Genomic DNA, 16,864 nt, shown 5'->3' on the forward strand with positions numbered 1-16,864 from the left:
TGCTCGGTCTGCCCGGGATCGACCCGGCCTGACAAACACCGAGGCTGACAAGCGGAGAGTTGATGAACACCCCCGATCTGTCAGAAAAATCAATCCGCAGGGTTCTCACCGAGGAGGCCGTGCCGCTGGACCAGCCAGCTGATGGCGGTGAGACGGCACACCGCGTAGTCGTGCCCGACGGGTTCGCGCCAGTCGAGTTCGTCGAGCGCGTCGAGGAACCCGAGGGCGTAGTCGGCGAGGTGCTCCCGGTGCGGCTGCCGGGGGATCAGCCCGGGCCCGCCGGCAGCGATCCGCTCCCTTATCTCCGCGACATGCTGGTCGACGGCGGCCGTGAAGGCGGGCTCGAAGGCGAACTCCGCGAAGCGGTGCGCGTAGGAGCTGTTGATTCTGGCCAAGGGGGACATCCGTCCAAGGTATGCGGGCCGAGGGAGCGGAAGGAGAGGAGTATGTCATGGTTTGCATCACACTGACTCCTTACTGCTGCACTTGCCGTCGCACTCGAACCAGACGGTCTTCCCGGTGTACGTGGGGTGCGTGGGCGTGCGGTACCAGCCCCACCGGTCGGTGACGGCCTCGACGATCACGAGTCCGCGCCCACTGTCCGCAGGATCCAGAAAGTTATCCACAGCTGTGGAAAACTCTGGGACCTGCGCTTCCGTGTCGCTCACCTCGACCCGAACCCCGCCGGGCTGCCACAGCAGCAGTACGGCGGCCCGCCGGTCCGGAACATGCCGTACGACGTTGGCGACCAGCTCGGTCAGCGCGAGCGTGGCGGAGTCGGCGAGCTCGGACATGCCCCAGGAGTCGAGATACGTCCGCAGGATGTAACGGAGGTGCCGGGCGGAATGCTCACCGAGGGTGAAGTTCATGCCGTACCTCGGCCCAAGTGGGCTTTCGTCCAGGTCAGTTGCGTCAGTTGCGTGATTCACGTCACCAGAGTGGAGGGGCGTGGTTACGCTGGGCTACAGATCGAAGCCAACGACGCGCAGCGTCAGCTCTGGGGGTGCCCCGCCATGGTCAACATCCGCGAACTCGACCCGAGCGCCTCACCGCTGGACTACTTCGGCTTCGAGCTGCGGAGGAGAAGAGAGGAAGCGGGCCTCAAGCAGGGGCAGTTGGGTGCGTGCATCTTCTGTACGGCGTCACTGATCGGCCAGATCGAGACGGCGAGGAAGGTCCCGACAAGGGAGTTCGCCGAGCGAGCGGACGCGGCACTGGGAACGGACGGGACGTTCTCGCGACTTGTGGGGCTGGTGCTTCGAAGCCAACTTCCGCATTGGTTTCAGGCGTACGCGGAGATGGAGGCGCGGGCGACGTACATCTCCACGTACCAGGCGCAGTTGGTGTACGGGCTTCTGCAGACCCCGGAGTACGCGCGGGCGGTGCTCGGAGTACGGAACCATGCGGACCTGGATGCGCGGGTCGCCGCTCGGATGGAGCGGCAGCGGATCCTGGCTCGGGAGCAACCGCCGGTGGCGTGGGTGGTGTTGGACGAGGCGGTGCTGCATCGGCAGATCGGCAGCCGCGAGATCATGCGAAACCAACTCGCTCGCCTGTTGGAGCTGCCTGCGAACGGTTGGACCCAGGTTCAGGTGCTGCCCTTCGAGGTTGGTCAACACCCGGGATTGATGGGCTCGTTCAACCTCCTGCGCTTCGACGATGACCCGAACATCGTCTACACCGAGGACTTCGTCCAGGGGCACATGACGGCCAATCCGGACGCACTCCGGGAAGGCTTCCTCCGATACGATCATTTGCAGGCAGCCGCCCTCTCTGTGGAGGCTTCGGCCGAGCTGATCGCTCGTGTGATGGAGGAGCGTTATGGGCACCAGCCAGGACCTATCAGGAGCGCGGTGGCGTAAGTCGTCGTACAGCGGCGACACGGGCGGCGACTGCGTTGAATGCGCACCCCTCGGCACCGCCGCATGGCACAAGTCGTCGTACAGCGGCTCCAACGGCGGCGACTGCGTCGAAGTCGCCCCCCTCACCCCCCACATCGCCGTCCGCGACTCCAAGGCCCCCGATCAGGGCACCCTCACGCTCACGCCGGAGGCCTTCGCCGCGTTCGTGGGGGCGACGGCGCGTACCACCTTGGCCTGATCGCATGCGATTTGTCGGGTATCTCCTCTCGTATTGGCGGCAGCGGCATTTTCGGGCCGAGATGGCTGAACTGAAGAGGCTGGAGGCGGCCGAGGCGCGAGGGGAGTCATTCGTGATGCCCGCGCCTACTGGACCGCCGCCTCCCGGGGGCTGGTTCCCGTGCCCCTGCTGCGGGCATCAGACGTTCGGTGAGCAGGGAAGCTATGAGATCTGCGACGTCTGCTTCTGGGAGGACGATCTGTCCCAACTGCGGTGGCCGTGGAGCTGGGGCGCCAACGCGGTGTGCCTGGTGGAGGCGCAGGTCAACTACCAGCGTTTCGGGGCGATGGAAGAGCGCTTCCTCAAGGACGTACGGCCTCCGGCGAGCAGCGAGCCGCTGGATCCCGGGTGGCGCCCGATCGACCCGTCGCGAGACTCCTTCTCCGAGCCGGGCAGTGGTGGCGAATGGCAGGAGGACCCGACACTTCTGTACTGGTGGCGCGCGTCGTACTGGCGGGCCGACGAGCGTCCTGCGGCGCCCCCGTCCGCACCGCAGGACTGAGTCACCCGCGAACTGACCGGCGAGGACGACGAGTTGCTGGGTCGCCCGAGTCATCGCGACGTAGCGGTCCACCGCCCCCTCCACACCCTCACCGATGGAAGAAAACTTCCATTGACGGGTCAGTTACGTGTGCGGCATCTGGGAGAAACACCCGCACGTTCTCTTTAGGCCATCCGGCGCCATCGTGGCGACCCGCGCAGGAAGAGAACGCGATGACGGACACGGACAGAGATACAGGCACAGACAGCAGAGGCACCGGCGGCGACCTGGGGACCACAGTCCCCGAGGGCTACTCGCCCCGGCTCTACAACGAGGACCTCGCCCCGGCCACCGAGCGCAAGTGGGGCGCGTTCAGCATCTTCAACGTGTGGACCTCGGACGTACACAGTCTGTTCGGCTACTTCCTCGCTGCCAGCCTGTTCCTGGTCGCCGGTAACACCTTCAAGTTCCTGATCGGCATCGGCGTCGGATCGCTGGTCATCTACTACCTGATGACGCTGATCGGCAAGGCGGGCGTGAGGACGGGCGTCCCGTACCCCGTCCTGGCGCGAGCCTCCTTCGGCACCTTCGGCGCCAACGTCCCCGCACTGGTCAGGGCGATCGTCGCCACGTTCTGGTACGGCGCCCAGACCAGCGCGGCGGCCGGCGCGATCGTGGCCTTCCTGGTCCGCTACGACGGCCCGAAGAACCTGCACGAGACGAGCCGTCTGTTCGACCACAGTGGCCTGGAAGTGATCTGCTACTTGGCGGTCTGGGCGGCCCAACTCCTCATCATCAGCAAGGGGATGGAGACGGTACGCCGGTTCCAGGACTTCGCGGGCCCGGCGGTCTGGCTGATGATGCTGGTGCTGGCGGTGGGCCTGTCGGTGAAGGCGGGCACGCTCACCCTCTCCATCGACATGCCGGCCAAGGACCTGGCCGCGCTGGCGAAGAACGCGACCGGCCTGGACGTGACGCCGGGCTCGTTCGCCGCGATAGCGGCCATCGCGGCGACCTGGGTGACGTACTTCGCGGCGCTGTTCCTGAACTTCGGCGACTTCGCCCGCTTCACGCCGGACGAGAAGACCCTGAAGAAGGGCAACGTCTGGGGCCTGCCGGTCAACCTGATCCTCTTCTCGCTGGTGGCGGCGCTGACCACGGCCTCCGCGAGCAAGGTGTACGGCGAGGTCATCCTCGAACCGGCGGCGATCTCGGCGAAGTTCGACAGCGCGTTCCTGGTCCTCCTGGCCGCCCTGACCTTCGCGGTGGCGACCCTGGGCATCAACGTCGTCGCCAACTTCGTCAGCCCGGCCTTCGACTTCGCCAACGTGGCCCCGAAGTACATCTCCTTCAAGCGCGGCGGCCTGATCGCGGCGTTCATCGCCCTGCTCCTCTACCCCCTCCACCCCTGGGACAACGCCCCCAGCTTCGTCAACGCCATCGGCTCGACGATGGGCCCGATCTTCGGCGTGGTCGTCGTCGACTACTACCTCCTCCGCAAGGCCCAGCTCAACGTCCCCGACCTCTACAAGGAGGACGGCGAATTCCGCTTCCAGGGCGGCTGGAACATACGGGCCTTCGTGGCCGGCGGCATCGGCGCGATCTTCTCCAGCATCCTCCCGACATACGGACCGTCCGGATACGGGGCAGCTCTGGGCCCGTACTCCTGGTTCATCGGCGTGCTGGTCGCCGGGACGATCTACTTCGCGGTGAGCGGGGGCAAGAGCCCGCTGACGGGGTCGCGCTCGTCCGAGTGAACGGCCCCGTGCTCCGTATCAAGGCGGCGGTGAACTCTGGAACGGTCGCACTGAGCGAGGGAGGCCTGTCATGGCGACGGCGGAATCGAGCGTCGGGCAGGCCTTCGAGCTGTTCAGCGAGGCTGCTCCCGAAGGCTGGCGCGTGGAACTTGTCGAGGGGGAGGTCTACGTGTCGCCGCCCGACAACGGGGCACACGCGGAGATCGTGTCGGAGCTCGCCGGGCAGGTCATCGATCGCCGGAGCGACCCGTCCCTGCGCACCTACACAGGCATCGGCCTGAAGATCCCCGGCGTCCCTGGCGGCGGTCGTGTCCTCCCGGACCTGACCATCGCGCCCAAGAGCAGTTTCGCCGGCGAGGACGTCTGGCAGGACCCCTCCATCGTCCTTCTCGTCGCCGAGGTCACGTCGACCGGCACTGCAGAGCGGGACCGGGATAAGAAGCCCCTTGGGTACGCCCGCGCGGGTATCCCCGTCTATCTCCTGATCGACCGGGAAGCGGGGGAGCTGGTGGTCCACTCCGGGTTGTCGGGTGACGCGTACGGTCGTCATGTCAGGCACAAACTGGGGGACGCCGTGCCGCTCCCTGAGTGCCTCGGCTTCGAGCTGGACACCGCCGGGTTCTGAGCACCCGGGTTTGGGTCACCGACCCTGCGCTCTACCCGGGCTGCCCCTGCCCCTGCCCATGGCCCTGACTCCACACCTGCCCGGCCTCGGGTGGCTCCGCCGCCCGGGCCGGGCCCGCGTTTGCTGCGAGGATGAGTGTGGCGGCGGCGACGATTGCCGCGCAGATCGCTCTGACGTGTGAGAGCACGGCAACCTCGCAACTACAGCGGCGTAGTAAGCACGTTTGACCCGTCGCTTAACGTAGGGCTATACGGACCTCAACGGCAAGTAGGCGCAGGGGAGTTGGGCGATGCCGGAGCGCGACGAGCCGGAAGTCATCGGGCGCAGGGTGCAGCGGCTGCGCAGTGAGCAGGGGCTGACGCAGCGGCAGTTGGCGGAGTCCGCCTACACCCCCGCCTACATCTCCACCGTGGAGGCGGGCCGGGTGCGTGCCTCCGAGGAGGCGTTGCGGCATATCGCGGAGCGGCTCGGGGTGGCGTACGAGGAGTTGGTGACCGGGCGTCCGGCCCACCTGGCCACGGACGTTCGGCTACGGCTCACCGACGCCCAGCGCACCCTCGCCACCGGCGAGACCGAGGCCGCGGCCAAGCGGTACGGGGAGTTGAGGGAGGAGGCCGCGCGGCTCGGGCTCCTCGCAGAAGAGGCCGCCGCGTTGCTCGGGCTCGGGGAGTGCGCGGTGGAGACCGGGGATCTCGGGGCCGCGCAGGAGTACTTCGAGCTGGCCGAGCGGTGTCTGGCCGACGGGCCGCTGACCGGGCGGGTGCCGGCGTTGCGGGGGCGGGCCGTCGCGCACTATCTCGCCGGTGAACTGCGGTACTCCGTATACCTTCTTGAGTCCACCATCGACGAGCTGAACCGCACCGGACTGCACGATCCGGATGCGCTGCTGCCGCTGTACGCCAGTTCCATCGCGCCCTACATGGACATGGGCGCCCACGCCCGTGCCGCCCAGGCCGCCGAACTCGCCCTCGCGCTCGCGCCGCAGGTGCGTGATCCGGCGCTGGTCGCCCGGATGCACCGGCAGGTGGCCCGGACGATGCTCGCCGAGGGGCGGTACACGGCGGCCGACGCCTCGCTGGCGAAGGCCGCGGAGCTGTACCGGCAGCTTCAGATACGTACCGAGCTGGCCAACTGCCACTGGATGCGCGGGTATCTGTACGCCCAGCAGGGGGAACTCGCCCGTGCCGAGGCCGAGTTGAGGGAAGCGCACGCCATGCTGTCCGCCAAGCGCGCCGCCCTCTACAGCAGCCAGGTCACCGTCGAGCTGGCCGACGTACTGCACCGGCGCGGCAAGTCCGACGAGGCGGCGGGGCTCCTGCACGACGTACTCGGCGACCTGTCGTCGGAACGCGGCGCCGTGCACTCGGCCGCCGCCCACCGGCTGCTCGGCATCATCGCCGAGGACGCCCGGGACACGGACCGGGCGGAGGAGCACTACGTCCGGGCGCTCAGTGTGCTGGAGCGAGCCGGCGCGGCCGGTGACCTGGCCGACCTGTGCCGGCTGCTCGGCGATCTGCTGCGGAGGACGGGACGGGTCGAAGCCGCCCTGGACGCCTACCGGACGGGACTGGGCCACCGTACGGCCCCGGGGACGACCACCCTCGGCCCGGCGCCCGCACAGCCTCCTCTTTGACGAACATTGGGCGGCGCACAGCCCTCCGGGTTAATCTGCGGCCGGATCAATTGAACCGGTATGACGGTATGAGCGGGACTGGGGTACGTGGACAGCGAGCACGGCGGATACGGCGCAGAGGGGGGATTCGGCGGCGGGCGGAGTGTGGCCGACGGCCTGCGGCTCGTCGTACGCGCCCTCGTGTACGCCGTCGTCGGCGGTGGCGCGCTGATGGCGATCGTCACCGTCGTCTCCGTCCTCGGGCCGACCGTGGCGCTGGACCTGTACACGCCCGCCGTGGCCGCCTGGTGGACGGTGTTCACGGCGGTGGTGGTGCAGGCCGTGCCGTTCCTGCTGCTGGGCACGGTGGTGTCGGCGGCGATCGGGGCCTTCGTACCGGCGAAGGTGTTCAGCCGGCTGCTCCCGCGCAATCAGGCGTTCGCCGTGCCCATCGCGGGCGCCGCGGGGATCGTGCTCCCGGGGTGCGAGTGCGCGTCCGTGCCGGTGGCGGGGAGCCTGATGCGGCGGGGCGTGGCTCCGGCCGCGGCGCTCGCCTTCCTCCTCTCCGCCCCGGCGATCAACCCCGTGGTGCTGGTGGCCACCTCGATCGCCTTCCCCGGCCAGCCGGACATGGTGCTCGGGCGGCTGGTGGCCTCGCTGGCCACGGCGGTGGTGATGGGCTGGCTGTGGGCGCGGTTCGGGCGGGAGAAGTGGCTGCCGAAGCTGACGTCGCGCGGCGGGTCGACGGACCACTCCGGCTGGCGCGCGTTCCTCCCCGGGCTCCAGCACGACTTCCTGCACGCGGGCGGCTTCCTGGTGGTGGGTGCGGGGGCGGCGGCGACCTTCAACATCGTCGTACCGAGGTCGGTCCTGGACGTGTTCACCGGTTCGGCCTGGCTGTCCGTGCTGCTGCTCGCCCTGCTGGCCGTGGTCCTGTGCGTGTGCAGCGAGGCGGACGCCTTCGTGGCGGCGTCCCTCAGCGGCTTCTCGCCGACCGCCCGGCTGGCGTTCATGGTGGTCGGCCCGATGGTCGACCTCAAGCTGATCGCCCTCCAGTCGGGCACCTTCGGGCGGTCCTTCGCCATGCGGTTCTCGTCGGTGACCTGGGTGGTCGCGGTGACGAGCAGTGTGCTGGTCGGGTGGTGGCTGCTGTGAGGCGGGGCGGGTACGGGGCTGCTGTTCTGCTGCTCCTGACGGGCGGGGCGATTCTGCGCATCGCGCTCTTCAGCGAGCTGTATCTGCGGTACGTGAAGGAGGGGCTGCGGCCGTACCTGATCGTGTCCGGGGTGGCGCTGGTGCTGCTGGGGGCGGTGGCCGCCGTGGCGCGGCGGCGGGGCGAGGACGAGGCCGAGGATCACGAGGGGCACGGCGATCACCAGGGAGACGAGGGGCACGACCACAGTCGTGGGCCCCGGGTCGCCTGGCTGCTCACGCTGCCCGCTCTCGCGCTGCTGCTCTTCCCGCCGCCCGCCCTGGGCTCGTACAGCGCGGGCCGTGAGGCGGCGCAGCAGGCCTCGCAGGGTGTCGGTACGTTCCCGGCGCTGCCCGCCGGGAACCCTCTCGACCTGACGATCGGCGAGTTCAGCTCGCGCGCGATCTTCGACAGCGGCCGGTCCCTGAACAGCCGTACCGTCCGTCTGACCGGCTTCGTCACCCACGGGGACGACGGCACCTGGTACGTCACCCGCCTCCTCGTCTCCTGCTGCGCGGCCGACGCGGCGGCCGCCAAGGTCGAGATCCGCGACGCCGACGCCCCGGTCACCGACACCTGGGTCACGGTCACCGGAACCTGGGTGCCCAAGGGCAAGCTGGGCTCGGACGCGGCGTGGCCGCCGGTGCTGGACGCCGGGTCGGTGAAGAAGATCGCGCAGCCGTCGAATCCGTACGAGAAACGGTGACCGCGGCTCGTCACTGAGCGGTGGTGAAAGGATTCCGCCGGTGCCGGACAGGGCAGGGCGTGGAATCCATGACGGAATACGTGACGGACGAGAGGGCCGCCGGGGATCGGCGGGCCCGCTTCGAGGCGTTGGCGCACCTCGTGACGGAGCCCCTGCACCGCTATCTGCTGCGACGCGCGGACCCCGACCCGGTCGACGACGTCCTCGCGGACACGCTGCTGGTGCTGTGGCGCCGGATCGACGACGTACCGGGCCTGGGCCCCGACGCCGTACGACCCTGGTGCTACGACGACGTCATGCCCTGGTGCTACGGCGTGGCCCGCGGCTGCCTGGCCAACGCCCGCCGCGCGGACCGACGCAGACGCTCGCTGCTGGAACGCCTGACGTGGGCAACCAGGCCGGGGGTGGAGGAGGCGACGGATCCCGACCACAGCGCCCTGCACACGGCGCTCGCCCAACTCCGCGCGCTGGACCGGGAGATCGTCCTCCTGTGGGCGTACGAGGAGCTGCCGCCGAGCCGGATCGCCGAGGTGACCGGCCTGACCGCGAACGCCGTGAGCATCCGCCTGCACCGGGCGAAGAAGAAGCTGGCGGCGCAGGTGGAGCGAAAGACCGCCGCACGCCCCGGACATGAGACGGACGAAGGACAAGGAAACGGAAGGAGCAGTCGGTGAACGACGACGAACTGCTGGCCCACCTGAAGGCCACGGATCCGGCACTGACCTCGAAGGCTCCCCGACCCGACGTCACCCGTCTTGTGGAGGCCACGATGAACACGACCCCGACCCCGACCCCGACCCCGACGCCAACCCCGACCCCGACCCCGACCCCGACCACCGTGCGCACGGCGCCGCGCCGCCGCCTCGTACCGGCACTGGCGTTCGCGGCACTGCTCCTGGTGGGCGGCGGTATCACCTGGGGCGCCGCGCAGGGCGGAGAGCCTACGGCCGACAAGGCGGGCGCGCCTTCAGCACCGGCCACTCCCCTGCCCCGGCCCCTGACCCTGACTCTCGCGGACAGCGGCTCGGTGGCGGCGGCGTGCGTGGAACCCACGCCCGACCTCCTGCGCCGCCACCAACTCGCCTTCGAGGGCACGGTGACGGCCAAGCAGGGCGACCGCGTGGATCTCCGGGTCGACCACTGGTACCGCGCCGCCACCGGCCCCGCCGACCGTCCCGACGAGGTCCGCCTCACCAACGACGAGGGGTACGCGGAGGCCACGGTCTTCGAGGTCGGCGGCCACTATCTCGTCACCGCCGAGGGCGGAACCGTCCCGGTCTGCGGCGGCACGACCGAGGCCACGGAGACGGCGAGGGAACTTTTCCGGGAGGCTTTCGAGACCTTTTAGTGTCCGGTCGTGGGTGATCCGTGGGCACCTCGAACCCGTCTGTCAGGGCGCATGCGTTTCATGGGTCGGCGAGTGACTTTGAGTCCTCGCCGGCCCCCGCCCTGTTCAACGGCCGTTCCGGGAGCCCGACTTCATGTTCCTCGACCGTGAGTTATGTCCGTCGCCGCGCCGCGTTCTCGTCGTGCTGATCCCGATGCTGTGGACGCTCGCCCTCGGGCTGTGGGGGCTGTCGCGGCAGGGCGCCGTGTGGCGGGACGAGGCCGCGACCTGGCAGGTGGCCGAGCGTTCCACGGCCGAGATATGGCACATGCTGGGCAACGTCGACGTCGTACACGGGTGCTACTACCTGCTGATGCACGGCCTGTTCGCATGGTTCGGGCCCGGCACCACCACCCTGCGGCTGCCCTCGGTACTGGCCATGGCGGTGGCGGCGGCCTGTGTGGCGGTCATCGGCCACCGACTGGCCGGATGGTGGGCGGGCCTGGCGGGAGGGCTGGCGTTCGGGCTGCTTCCGGCCGTGCAGTTCCATCTCCAAGAGGGCCGGCCGTACGCACTGGTCGCGGCCGGGGCGGCCCTCTCGACGCTGCTGTTCGTCACCCTGCTCCAGGGGCGCACCCGCACGGTGGCGTGGGCCGCCTACGCCGGCACCGTCCTGATAGGCGGCCTGCTGAACTGGCTCTCGCTGATGATCCTTCCGGCCCACCTGGCGACCCTGGTCTGGACGCGAGCGGGCCGCGGGGTATGGATCCGCTGGACAACGGCCTCCACGACTGCCACAGCGGGCGTGCTGCCACTGGCCCTCTTCAGCCGGGGCCAGTCCGTACAGCTGTCCTGGATACCGCCGCTGACCTGGCACATGGTGATCGGCCCGGCGGTCCTGCTGCTGATCGGCGGCGTCGGCGTCCTGCTGGACCGGCCCCGGGCGGGCCGACTGTCGGTGGCCGCCGTCGGGTTGCCGTTGCTCGTGGTGCCGCAGCTCGGCCTCATGGCCCTCACCCTGATTCAGCCGCTGTTCCTGGAGCGGTACGTCCTCTTCAGCCAGCTGGGCCTGGCACTCCTGATCGGCACGACGGTCGGCTCGGCGGTACGGACGGCCGGCCCCCGATTTCCCAGGGCATCGAGATGGATCCTCTGCACGTTGATCGCCGTGGCGATGGCGGCCCTGCTCCCCCATTCCCTCGCCAAGCGATCCCCGGCGAGCCGCGTGGACGACGTCCTGGCGACAGCGTCGGACGTACGACGGATGAAGGCACCCGGAAGCGCGGTGCTCTTCGTCCCGGCGGCGCGCCGTGACACCAAGTCCGTCTCCCCCGACGCCTTCACCGGCCTGCGGGACATCGCCCTGAAGGAGACCCCGGAGAAGTCCGGCACCCTGAAGGGCGTGGAGGCCCACCCGAGCCGCATCCGCGCCGCGATGCTGACCCACCGACGAATCCTGCTGGTCACGGACGCCACCCGACTGGCGCGACCCCCGACAGCCGCCCGGGACCGCATGAAGACCTCCGTGCTCAGGAAGTACTTTGTCGCGGTGTCCGACAAGCAGGTCCACGGCCGCAGGGTCACGGTGTACGAGCGGCTCCCGGCCGTCACGTCCGCTCGTTGACCGACGGAGTGGCTGCTCGTGATGTCGGCGCACTGTGCGCTTTTTGGGACCATTGGTCGCTGTCCGGCGCTAGGGTTCTTTTGGTACGCGCGGGGTGTGGTGCGCGTCACACATCACTTCGGTGCATTTGGGGGGCCTCGTGCACGAGATGGTCAAGGGTGCGAACGTCGGTCTGGCCGCGTTGAGCGAGGACGTCGACTCCGTCATCGTGAGCCTGAGTTGGAGCAGTCCGACGGGGGAGGGCGACGCGGATGTGTCCGTCCTGCTGCTGACCGCCGACGGCAAGGTCCGCAGCGACGGGGACTTCTACTTCTACAACAACCCCGTCGCGGCCGACGGCAGCGTGCAGTTGCTGGGCAAGGCGCCGACAGCCGACGGCAACGAGGACCGCATCACCTTCGACCTGACCGCGATCCCGGCCGACGCCGAGCGGATCGTTGTCGCCGCGAGCCGCTACGAGGGTGCCCGCTTCTCCGATCTGCACGACCTGTGCCTGACCCTCGCCGACGGCTCCGGCGAGAGCCTGCTGCGCTTCTCCATCGAGAGCCCCGGCGAAGTCGGCGCGCTGCTCTTCGGTGAGTTCTACCGGCGGGGCGGGGACTGGAAGTTCAGGGCGATCGGCCAGGGGTACGAGTCCGGACTCGCGGGCCTGGCAGCGGACTTCGGCGTCGACATCGACGACGAGGCGGAGGCGGATACCGAGGCGGCGGAGGAGCAAGGGCAGGAAGGGCAGGCTGCGGCGCCGGACGTGCAGGCCGAGCCGTTGGCCGCCATCCCCGCACAGCCGGTGGGTGAGCGTCCGGTATCGCCGGTCGCACCCGTACCGCCCGCCCCGCCCGTATCGCCGGAACCGCCGGTGGCCAAGGCGGCGCCCCGGCCTCGTACCGCGAAGAAGAAGGTCACGCTGCCCAAGGTGGCCAAGAAGTCCCTCGCCGAGAACGACGCCTGGCGGGTGGCGAGGCTCTTCCCCGCCTCCGCCCTCAAGAGCGACCGCGAGCGCGAGACCCGGGCGACCTCCGTACTGCTGTCGGTGATGACCCAAGTCCCCGAGTTCGGGCGGCGGTTGACGGCCGCCTTCGGAGCGCCGTCTGGCCGGATGGAGACCTTCACGGAGGTCACGCTGCCCAACGGCGACTCCCCGCGCCGACCCGACGGAGTGATCCGCGTCGAGCGGGCCGGCAAGCTGTGGACGGCGCTCGTCGAGACGAAGACGAACGGCAACTCCCTCAAGTCGGACCAGGTGCAGGCGTACTCCGACATCGCCACCCGGCGCGGCTACGAGGCCGTCATCACGCTGTCCAACGACGTCGAACTCGACGGCAGCCCGCTGGTCGAGGTCAAGACGGACGGCCGGCGCAAGCACAAGGTCGCCCTCTGGCACCTCTCCTGGGCCGAAGTCGCCCACCAGGCCCAGATGTTGATCCGCCACGAGGGTGTCGGCAACGCGGCGCACGCCTGGCTGCTCCAGGAGCTGCTGCACTACCTCCAGCACGAGAACTCCGGCTGCCACGGCTTCCAGAACATGGGCCCCGCCTGGGTGCCCGTACGCAACGGCATCGACGACGAGACGCTGTGCCAGGGCGACTCCCGCGCCGTCGACGTGGTCGAGAGCTGGGAGCGGCTGGTCAGGCAGGTGTGCCTGCGGCTGGGCGGCGAACTCGGGCAGAAGGTACTGCCTGTGCAGCGCGCGAAACGCGGCAGCGACCCGCGCACGCGCCGCGCCGCCCTGGCCGACCAACTGTGCGCGGACGGCCGACTGGAGGCCGAACTCCGTATCGAGGGCACGCCCGGCATCCTCGCCCTCTGCGCCGACCTGCGCACCGGCAAGCTGCGTACGTCCATCGAGATCGCCGCGCCCGAACAGGGCTACCCGCTCACCTGGACCAAGCGCCTCGTCCGCCAACTCGCCGACGCACCGGCGGACTTGCATGTCGAGGCGTTGCTCGCCGGCCAGGTGTCGGGTCCGCGCGGCACCCTGGAACGCCTCCGCCCGGAACCGGCCGACCTGCTCCCCAAGGACGGCACGCCGATCACCGGTTTCCGGCTGTCTCTCTTCCGTGGCATGGGCAACACCCGGGGCAACGCCGAATCCGGCTTCATCCGCAGCGTCGACGAATCCGTCGACCGCTTCCACGCCCACGTCGTCGTCCACCTGGACCGCCGTACGTCGTCGTCCCGTACGCGGGAGGCGGTCCCTGCGGGGTGACCCGGGGTGACACGCGCCTGCGGCGCCCGCCGGGATGGGGGGCGCCGCAATGGTCGTACGGGGAAAGGGAGTTGAGGGGGCTCAGTGCCTCGTGCCGGCGGCGCTGCGGTAGGTCGAGATGCCCAGGGCCAGGAGCCAGTAGCTGAGGATCGCGCCCAGCGAGGCGGTCGTGCCCCAGCCGTTCGCGGCGTAGAAGTCGGCCGGGGTGTTGCCGAAGAACAGGGACGGGACGAAGGCCAGGTTGATGGCTGCCAGGGCGTAGGCGGAGCGGGTCGTCCAGCGGGGGAGGAGGTTCGTGCGGGCGATCGTGTAGCCCGTGGCCGTCAGGAAGAGGGCGAGCAGGACGCGGCTGATCGAGCCGTAGAGGATGTACGTGCCGTTCACCTCGATCGTCGGGTCGATCGAGTGGTCGGTGGCGATCACCGCGCCGGCCTCCAGGCCCATGGAGACCAGGGTGATCGTCGCGTAGACGAGGCCCGTCGAGTAGGCCAGCGAGGCCGCCCACTCGTAGGCCGGGTTCACCTGATTCTTGCGAGGATGCCCCGGCGTTCACGCCGGGGAGGAATCGCATCTCGAACCTGTGACGCGAAGCGTCACCGCGTCCCCCGGCCGGGGGACGGAGTGCCCGCATTACTGTCCGGCGGGGCGGGAATTCGCACGCGCATGCTGGACGGTCGCGAGGGTGGGTGACTGCGTGCGAAATCCGCCCGGGTGTGCGACGCACTGTCTAGGTTCGGGTGTCATGAAGCTGGTGGTGCAGGTGAAGCTGTTGCCGTCGTCGGAGCAGGCGGCGGCGCTGGAGGCGACCCTGCGCGCCTGCAACCGGGCCGCCGACCACGTCTCCCGGATCGCTTTCGAGTCGGGCGTGAAGGACCGCAACGGCCTGCAGAAGCTGGTGTATGCGGATATCAAGGCCACCTTCGGGCTGTCGGCGCAGCCCGCGGTGCGGGTGGTGAAGAAGGTCGTGGACGCCTACAGCGCGCTCGCGGGCGGCCTGAAGGCAGGGCGGCTGGGCGGTCCGGGGTCCAAGCGGTACCGCAAGACGGTCGGTTCGCCGGTGGGCTTCCGGCCCGAGGCGGCGCAGCCGTTCGACGACCGGTGCCTGTCCTGGCAGACCGACGCGCGCACGGTGTCGATCTGGACGGTGGAGGGGCGGATGCGCGGCATCCGCTACACCGGCTCGCCGGATCAGCTCAAGACGCTGGCCGAGTACCGCAGGGGCGAGTCCGACCTGGTCCGGCGGGGCGGGAAATGGTTTTTGATCGCCATCTGCGACCTTCCCGATCCGCAGGTGTACGAGCCGGTGGACTGGATCGGTGTGGACCGCGGCATCGTCAACCTCGCCACCACCAGCGACGGCACCAACTACCAGGGCCGCCGCCTGACCCGCTACCGGCGCTGGCAGGCCCGCAAACGCGCCGAACTCCAGGCGAAGCAGAGCCGTTCGGCCACCCGCCGCCTGGCCCGCCGGGCGAAGAAGGAGCAGCGCCATGCCACGCAGGTGAACCACCGGATTTCGAAGGAGATCGTGTCCGTCGCGCAACGCACCGGTCGCGGGATCGCCGTCGAGCAGCTCGACGGGATCCGGGACCGGGTACGGCTTCGCCGCGACCAGCGGGGCACCTTGTCTTCCTGGCCGTTCCACCAGCTCGGGCAGCACCTCGCCTACAAGGCCCGCCGGGCCGGGGTCCCGTTTGTGGAGGTGGATCCGGCATACACCTCGCAGCGCTGCCCGCGCTGCGGGCACACCGAGCGGGCCAACCGGCCCACCCGGGACCGTTTCTGTTGTCGTCGGTGCGGCCTCGCTGGGCCCGCCGACCACGTCGCCGGGGTCAACGTGCGCAACCGCGCGCGCTCGGCGTGGGTGTTCGTCACCGCACCCGTCCCCGCACCGGCCTGAACAGGCCGGACCGTGGGGAGATGCGACCCGTGACCGTCCCGTCGTAGGGGGCAGTCGGGAGCGCGACAAGGTGTGAACGACCGAGTGCACGAACTCGGCCGTTCACGGCCGAGAAGGTGACGAAGACGATCAGGAAGGCGAGCGCGAAGATCCCGATCAGGAGGCGGGCCAGGACGTTCGCGTCCGGGGGCGGGCCCGAGTAGATGAAGTACAGGGGGACCTCGACGATCAGGGCGACCGCGGCGGCGATGCCGGCGGCGCCGGTGAGGCGGCGGACGAAGGCCTCCTTCATTCCGGTCGCGTTGTCCGAGTTACCGGTCTTCTGGGTGTTCTTCGTCTTCTCCATGCAGGGAATCGTGCCGGTCGCGGCCCTCTTCGTCCCTGGGCCTGAGTGGCCGATCCGGGGGTGGTGCCGGTGACACCCCAGGGGTGGTGGAGCGTCGCCCCGACGCGACGATCCCGGCCTGCGGAGTAGTTGTCCCGCTACGGTGGGTGCGTGGCGTAAAAGGGGCGTTGGGGGTACCCGGGACTGGGCGAAGGGTTCAGGGAGGCGATGGCCGTGCGGTTCATGGACGGTCGGGGCGACGGATGGGTGGCCGAGGCGATCGTCGACGGGGTACGGGACACCCGGCCCGGCGAGATTCCCGCACGGATCTGTGCCGTCGCCGTCGAACTGCTGCCGGTGACCGGCGCGAGCGTGTCGCTGTGCGCCGGCGGAATGCCCGTACGGCTGACCGCGACCGACGAGCGGGCCGCCCGGCTGGCCGAGATCCAGGCGACCCTGGGTGACGGCCCCAGCCGCCGCGCCGGGAACACCGGCACGCCCGTGCTGGCGCCCGATCTGGCATCCGTCCGGGACGCGCGTCGCTGGCCGTTCTTCGCCCATGAGGCGACGGCGGCGGGCGTACGGGCGGTGTACGCGCTGCCCCTCGGCAGTGACCGGATCTGCGTCGGCACGCTGGAGCTCTACCGCGACACCGCCGGCGAGCTGACGGAACGCGAGCTGCGGGCGGCCGAGTGCGTGGCGCGGATGGTGACCCTGTCGCTGACGGGACTGACCGCGAAACCCTGGCTGGGCAGGCTCCTCGCGGACTACGACGAGGTCCACCAGGCCACCGGGATGATCATGGCCCAGCTGCGGGTCGGCGCGGACGAGGCCCTGGCCCGCCTGCGCGCGTACGCCTTCGCCCAGGGCCGCACGGCACTCACGGCGGCACGGGAGGTACTGGCGCAGCGGAAGCGGTTCGACGGGGAGTAGGGCGAGGCGGCCGGGGAGGCCCACGGCCGCCTCGGGG

17 protein-coding genes and 1 pseudogene are annotated in these 16,864 nt (G+C 69.9%); 14 read left to right on the forward strand and 4 right to left on the reverse strand.

Annotation, left to right across the window (positions count from 1 at the left end):
* Positions 1-89: 89 nt before the first annotated feature.
* Both ACH4TV_RS16405 and ACH4TV_RS16410 read right to left on the reverse strand, forming a co-directional pair.
* Complete coding sequence (locus ACH4TV_RS16405; protein ID WP_398398486.1) at positions 90-404, reverse strand: DUF6401 family natural product biosynthesis protein; 315 nt, start codon at positions 402-404, stop codon at positions 90-92.
* Positions 405-461: 57 nt separating this feature from the next.
* Positions 462-869, reverse strand: a complete 408-nt coding sequence (locus tag ACH4TV_RS16410) for an ATP-binding protein (RefSeq protein ID WP_398398488.1) — start codon at positions 867-869, stop codon at positions 462-464.
* Positions 870-1,013: 144 nt separating this feature from the next.
* Here ACH4TV_RS16410 and ACH4TV_RS16415 point away from each other — a divergent pair, with 144 nt between their 5' ends.
* The 12 genes from ACH4TV_RS16415 to ACH4TV_RS16470 all read left to right on the forward strand — a co-directional run bounded on the left by ACH4TV_RS16415 (position 1,014) and on the right by ACH4TV_RS16470 (position 13,669).
* The gene (locus tag ACH4TV_RS16415) at positions 1,014-1,862 is read left to right on the forward strand and encodes a helix-turn-helix domain-containing protein (RefSeq protein ID WP_398398490.1); all 849 of its coding nucleotides are present in this window, start codon (positions 1,014-1,016) and stop codon (positions 1,860-1,862) included.
* Positions 1,822-2,100, forward strand: a complete 279-nt coding sequence (locus ACH4TV_RS16420; protein ID WP_398398491.1) for a DUF397 domain-containing protein — start codon at positions 1,822-1,824, stop codon at positions 2,098-2,100. Before ACH4TV_RS16415 ends, ACH4TV_RS16420 begins: the two co-directional genes overlap by 41 nt.
* 61 nt (positions 2,101-2,161) lie before the next feature.
* Positions 2,162-2,641, forward strand: a complete 480-nt coding sequence (locus ACH4TV_RS16425; RefSeq protein WP_398398493.1) for a CPCC family cysteine-rich protein — start codon at positions 2,162-2,164, stop codon at positions 2,639-2,641.
* A gap of 212 nt (positions 2,642-2,853) precedes the next feature.
* Complete coding sequence (locus ACH4TV_RS16430; protein ID WP_398398495.1) at positions 2,854-4,377, forward strand: NCS1 family nucleobase:cation symporter-1; 1,524 nt, start codon at positions 2,854-2,856, stop codon at positions 4,375-4,377.
* A 70-nt stretch (positions 4,378-4,447) separates the two neighbouring features.
* Positions 4,448-5,002: a Uma2 family endonuclease gene (locus ACH4TV_RS16435; protein ID WP_398398497.1), complete on the forward strand. Its 555-nt coding sequence runs from the start codon at positions 4,448-4,450 to the stop codon at positions 5,000-5,002.
* A 289-nt stretch (positions 5,003-5,291) separates the two neighbouring features.
* Entirely contained in the window at positions 5,292-6,635 is a 1,344-nt protein-coding gene (locus ACH4TV_RS16440; protein WP_398398499.1) for a helix-turn-helix domain-containing protein, read from the forward strand.
* Between the two features lie 87 nt (positions 6,636-6,722).
* On the forward strand, positions 6,723-7,769 hold the full coding sequence (locus ACH4TV_RS16445) for a permease (RefSeq protein WP_398398501.1): 1,047 nt from the start codon (positions 6,723-6,725) through the stop codon (positions 7,767-7,769).
* Positions 7,766-8,512 (forward strand): TIGR03943 family putative permease subunit, encoded by a 747-nt coding sequence (locus tag ACH4TV_RS16450; protein WP_398398839.1) that lies wholly within the window; start codon positions 7,766-7,768, stop codon positions 8,510-8,512. Before ACH4TV_RS16445 ends, ACH4TV_RS16450 begins: the two co-directional genes overlap by 4 nt.
* A 68-nt stretch (positions 8,513-8,580) precedes the next feature.
* Positions 8,581-9,186: an RNA polymerase sigma factor gene (locus ACH4TV_RS16455; protein WP_398398503.1), complete on the forward strand. Its 606-nt coding sequence runs from the start codon at positions 8,581-8,583 to the stop codon at positions 9,184-9,186.
* Positions 9,183-9,860, forward strand: coding sequence for a hypothetical protein (locus tag ACH4TV_RS16460; RefSeq protein ID WP_398398505.1), 678 nt, complete (start codon positions 9,183-9,185; stop codon positions 9,858-9,860). Before ACH4TV_RS16455 ends, ACH4TV_RS16460 begins: the two co-directional genes overlap by 4 nt.
* A 133-nt stretch (positions 9,861-9,993) precedes the next feature.
* Positions 9,994-11,463, forward strand: a complete 1,470-nt coding sequence (locus ACH4TV_RS16465) for a hypothetical protein (RefSeq protein ID WP_398398507.1) — start codon at positions 9,994-9,996, stop codon at positions 11,461-11,463.
* 148 nt (positions 11,464-11,611) lie between these two features.
* Positions 11,612-13,669, forward strand: coding sequence for a TerD family protein (locus tag ACH4TV_RS16470; protein WP_398398841.1), 2,058 nt, complete (start codon positions 11,612-11,614; stop codon positions 13,667-13,669).
* A gap of 81 nt (positions 13,670-13,750) precedes the next feature.
* Here ACH4TV_RS16470 and ACH4TV_RS16475 read toward each other — a convergent pair.
* A pseudogene (locus ACH4TV_RS16475) lies at positions 13,751-14,194 on the reverse strand (hypothetical protein); the annotation flags it as partial.
* Between the two features lie 217 nt (positions 14,195-14,411).
* Between ACH4TV_RS16475 and ACH4TV_RS16480 the strand changes: the two are divergent.
* Positions 14,412-15,569, forward strand: a complete 1,158-nt coding sequence (locus ACH4TV_RS16480; RefSeq protein ID WP_398398509.1) for an RNA-guided endonuclease InsQ/TnpB family protein — start codon at positions 14,412-14,414, stop codon at positions 15,567-15,569.
* On the opposite strand, the gene ACH4TV_RS16485 is transcribed toward ACH4TV_RS16480, so the two are convergent.
* Entirely contained in the window at positions 15,541-15,915 is a 375-nt protein-coding gene (locus ACH4TV_RS16485) for a hypothetical protein (RefSeq protein ID WP_398398857.1), read from the reverse strand. The genes ACH4TV_RS16480 and ACH4TV_RS16485 overlap by 29 nt on opposite strands.
* A gap of 207 nt (positions 15,916-16,122) precedes the next feature.
* On the opposite strand from ACH4TV_RS16485, the gene ACH4TV_RS16490 reads away from it, so the two are divergent.
* A complete protein-coding gene (locus ACH4TV_RS16490) occupies positions 16,123-16,827 on the forward strand; it encodes a GAF and ANTAR domain-containing protein (RefSeq protein WP_398398511.1) in 705 nt (234 codons plus the stop codon).
* Positions 16,828-16,864 lie beyond the last annotated feature (37 nt).

It is taken from the genome of Streptomyces sp. NPDC020898 (genome assembly GCF_044333925.1).
GTDB lineage: Bacteria > Actinomycetota > Actinomycetes > Streptomycetales > Streptomycetaceae > Streptomyces.

What these genes read in the sequence shown, in the direction of transcription:
- ACH4TV_RS16410 (WP_398398488.1), bottom strand. Translation starts at nt 869, where the DNA reads ATGAACTTCACCCTCGGTGAGCATTCCGCCCGGCACCTCCGTTACATC.
- ACH4TV_RS16435 (WP_398398497.1), top strand. Translation starts at nt 4,448, where the DNA reads ATGGCGACGGCGGAATCGAGCGTCGGGCAGGCCTTCGAGCTGTTCAGC.
- ACH4TV_RS16465 (WP_398398507.1), top strand. Translation starts at nt 9,994, where the DNA reads ATGTTCCTCGACCGTGAGTTATGTCCGTCGCCGCGCCGCGTTCTCGTC.
- ACH4TV_RS16490 (WP_398398511.1), top strand. Translation starts at nt 16,123, where the DNA reads ATGGCCGTGCGGTTCATGGACGGTCGGGGCGACGGATGGGTGGCCGAG.
- ACH4TV_RS16425 (WP_398398493.1), top strand. Translation starts at nt 2,162, where the DNA reads ATGGCTGAACTGAAGAGGCTGGAGGCGGCCGAGGCGCGAGGGGAGTCA.
- ACH4TV_RS16455 (WP_398398503.1), top strand. Translation starts at nt 8,581, where the DNA reads ATGACGGAATACGTGACGGACGAGAGGGCCGCCGGGGATCGGCGGGCC.
- ACH4TV_RS16470 (WP_398398841.1), top strand. Translation starts at nt 11,612, where the DNA reads ATGGTCAAGGGTGCGAACGTCGGTCTGGCCGCGTTGAGCGAGGACGTC.
- ACH4TV_RS16480 (WP_398398509.1), top strand. Translation starts at nt 14,412, where the DNA reads ATGAAGCTGGTGGTGCAGGTGAAGCTGTTGCCGTCGTCGGAGCAGGCG.
- ACH4TV_RS16405 (WP_398398486.1), bottom strand. Translation starts at nt 404, where the DNA reads ATGTCCCCCTTGGCCAGAATCAACAGCTCCTACGCGCACCGCTTCGCG.
- ACH4TV_RS16440 (WP_398398499.1), top strand. Translation starts at nt 5,292, where the DNA reads ATGCCGGAGCGCGACGAGCCGGAAGTCATCGGGCGCAGGGTGCAGCGG.
- ACH4TV_RS16485 (WP_398398857.1), bottom strand. Translation starts at nt 15,915, where the DNA reads ATGGAGAAGACGAAGAACACCCAGAAGACCGGTAACTCGGACAACGCG.
- ACH4TV_RS16420 (WP_398398491.1), top strand. Translation starts at nt 1,822, where the DNA reads ATGGGCACCAGCCAGGACCTATCAGGAGCGCGGTGGCGTAAGTCGTCG.
- ACH4TV_RS16415 (WP_398398490.1), top strand. Translation starts at nt 1,014, where the DNA reads ATGGTCAACATCCGCGAACTCGACCCGAGCGCCTCACCGCTGGACTAC.
- ACH4TV_RS16430 (WP_398398495.1), top strand. Translation starts at nt 2,854, where the DNA reads ATGACGGACACGGACAGAGATACAGGCACAGACAGCAGAGGCACCGGC.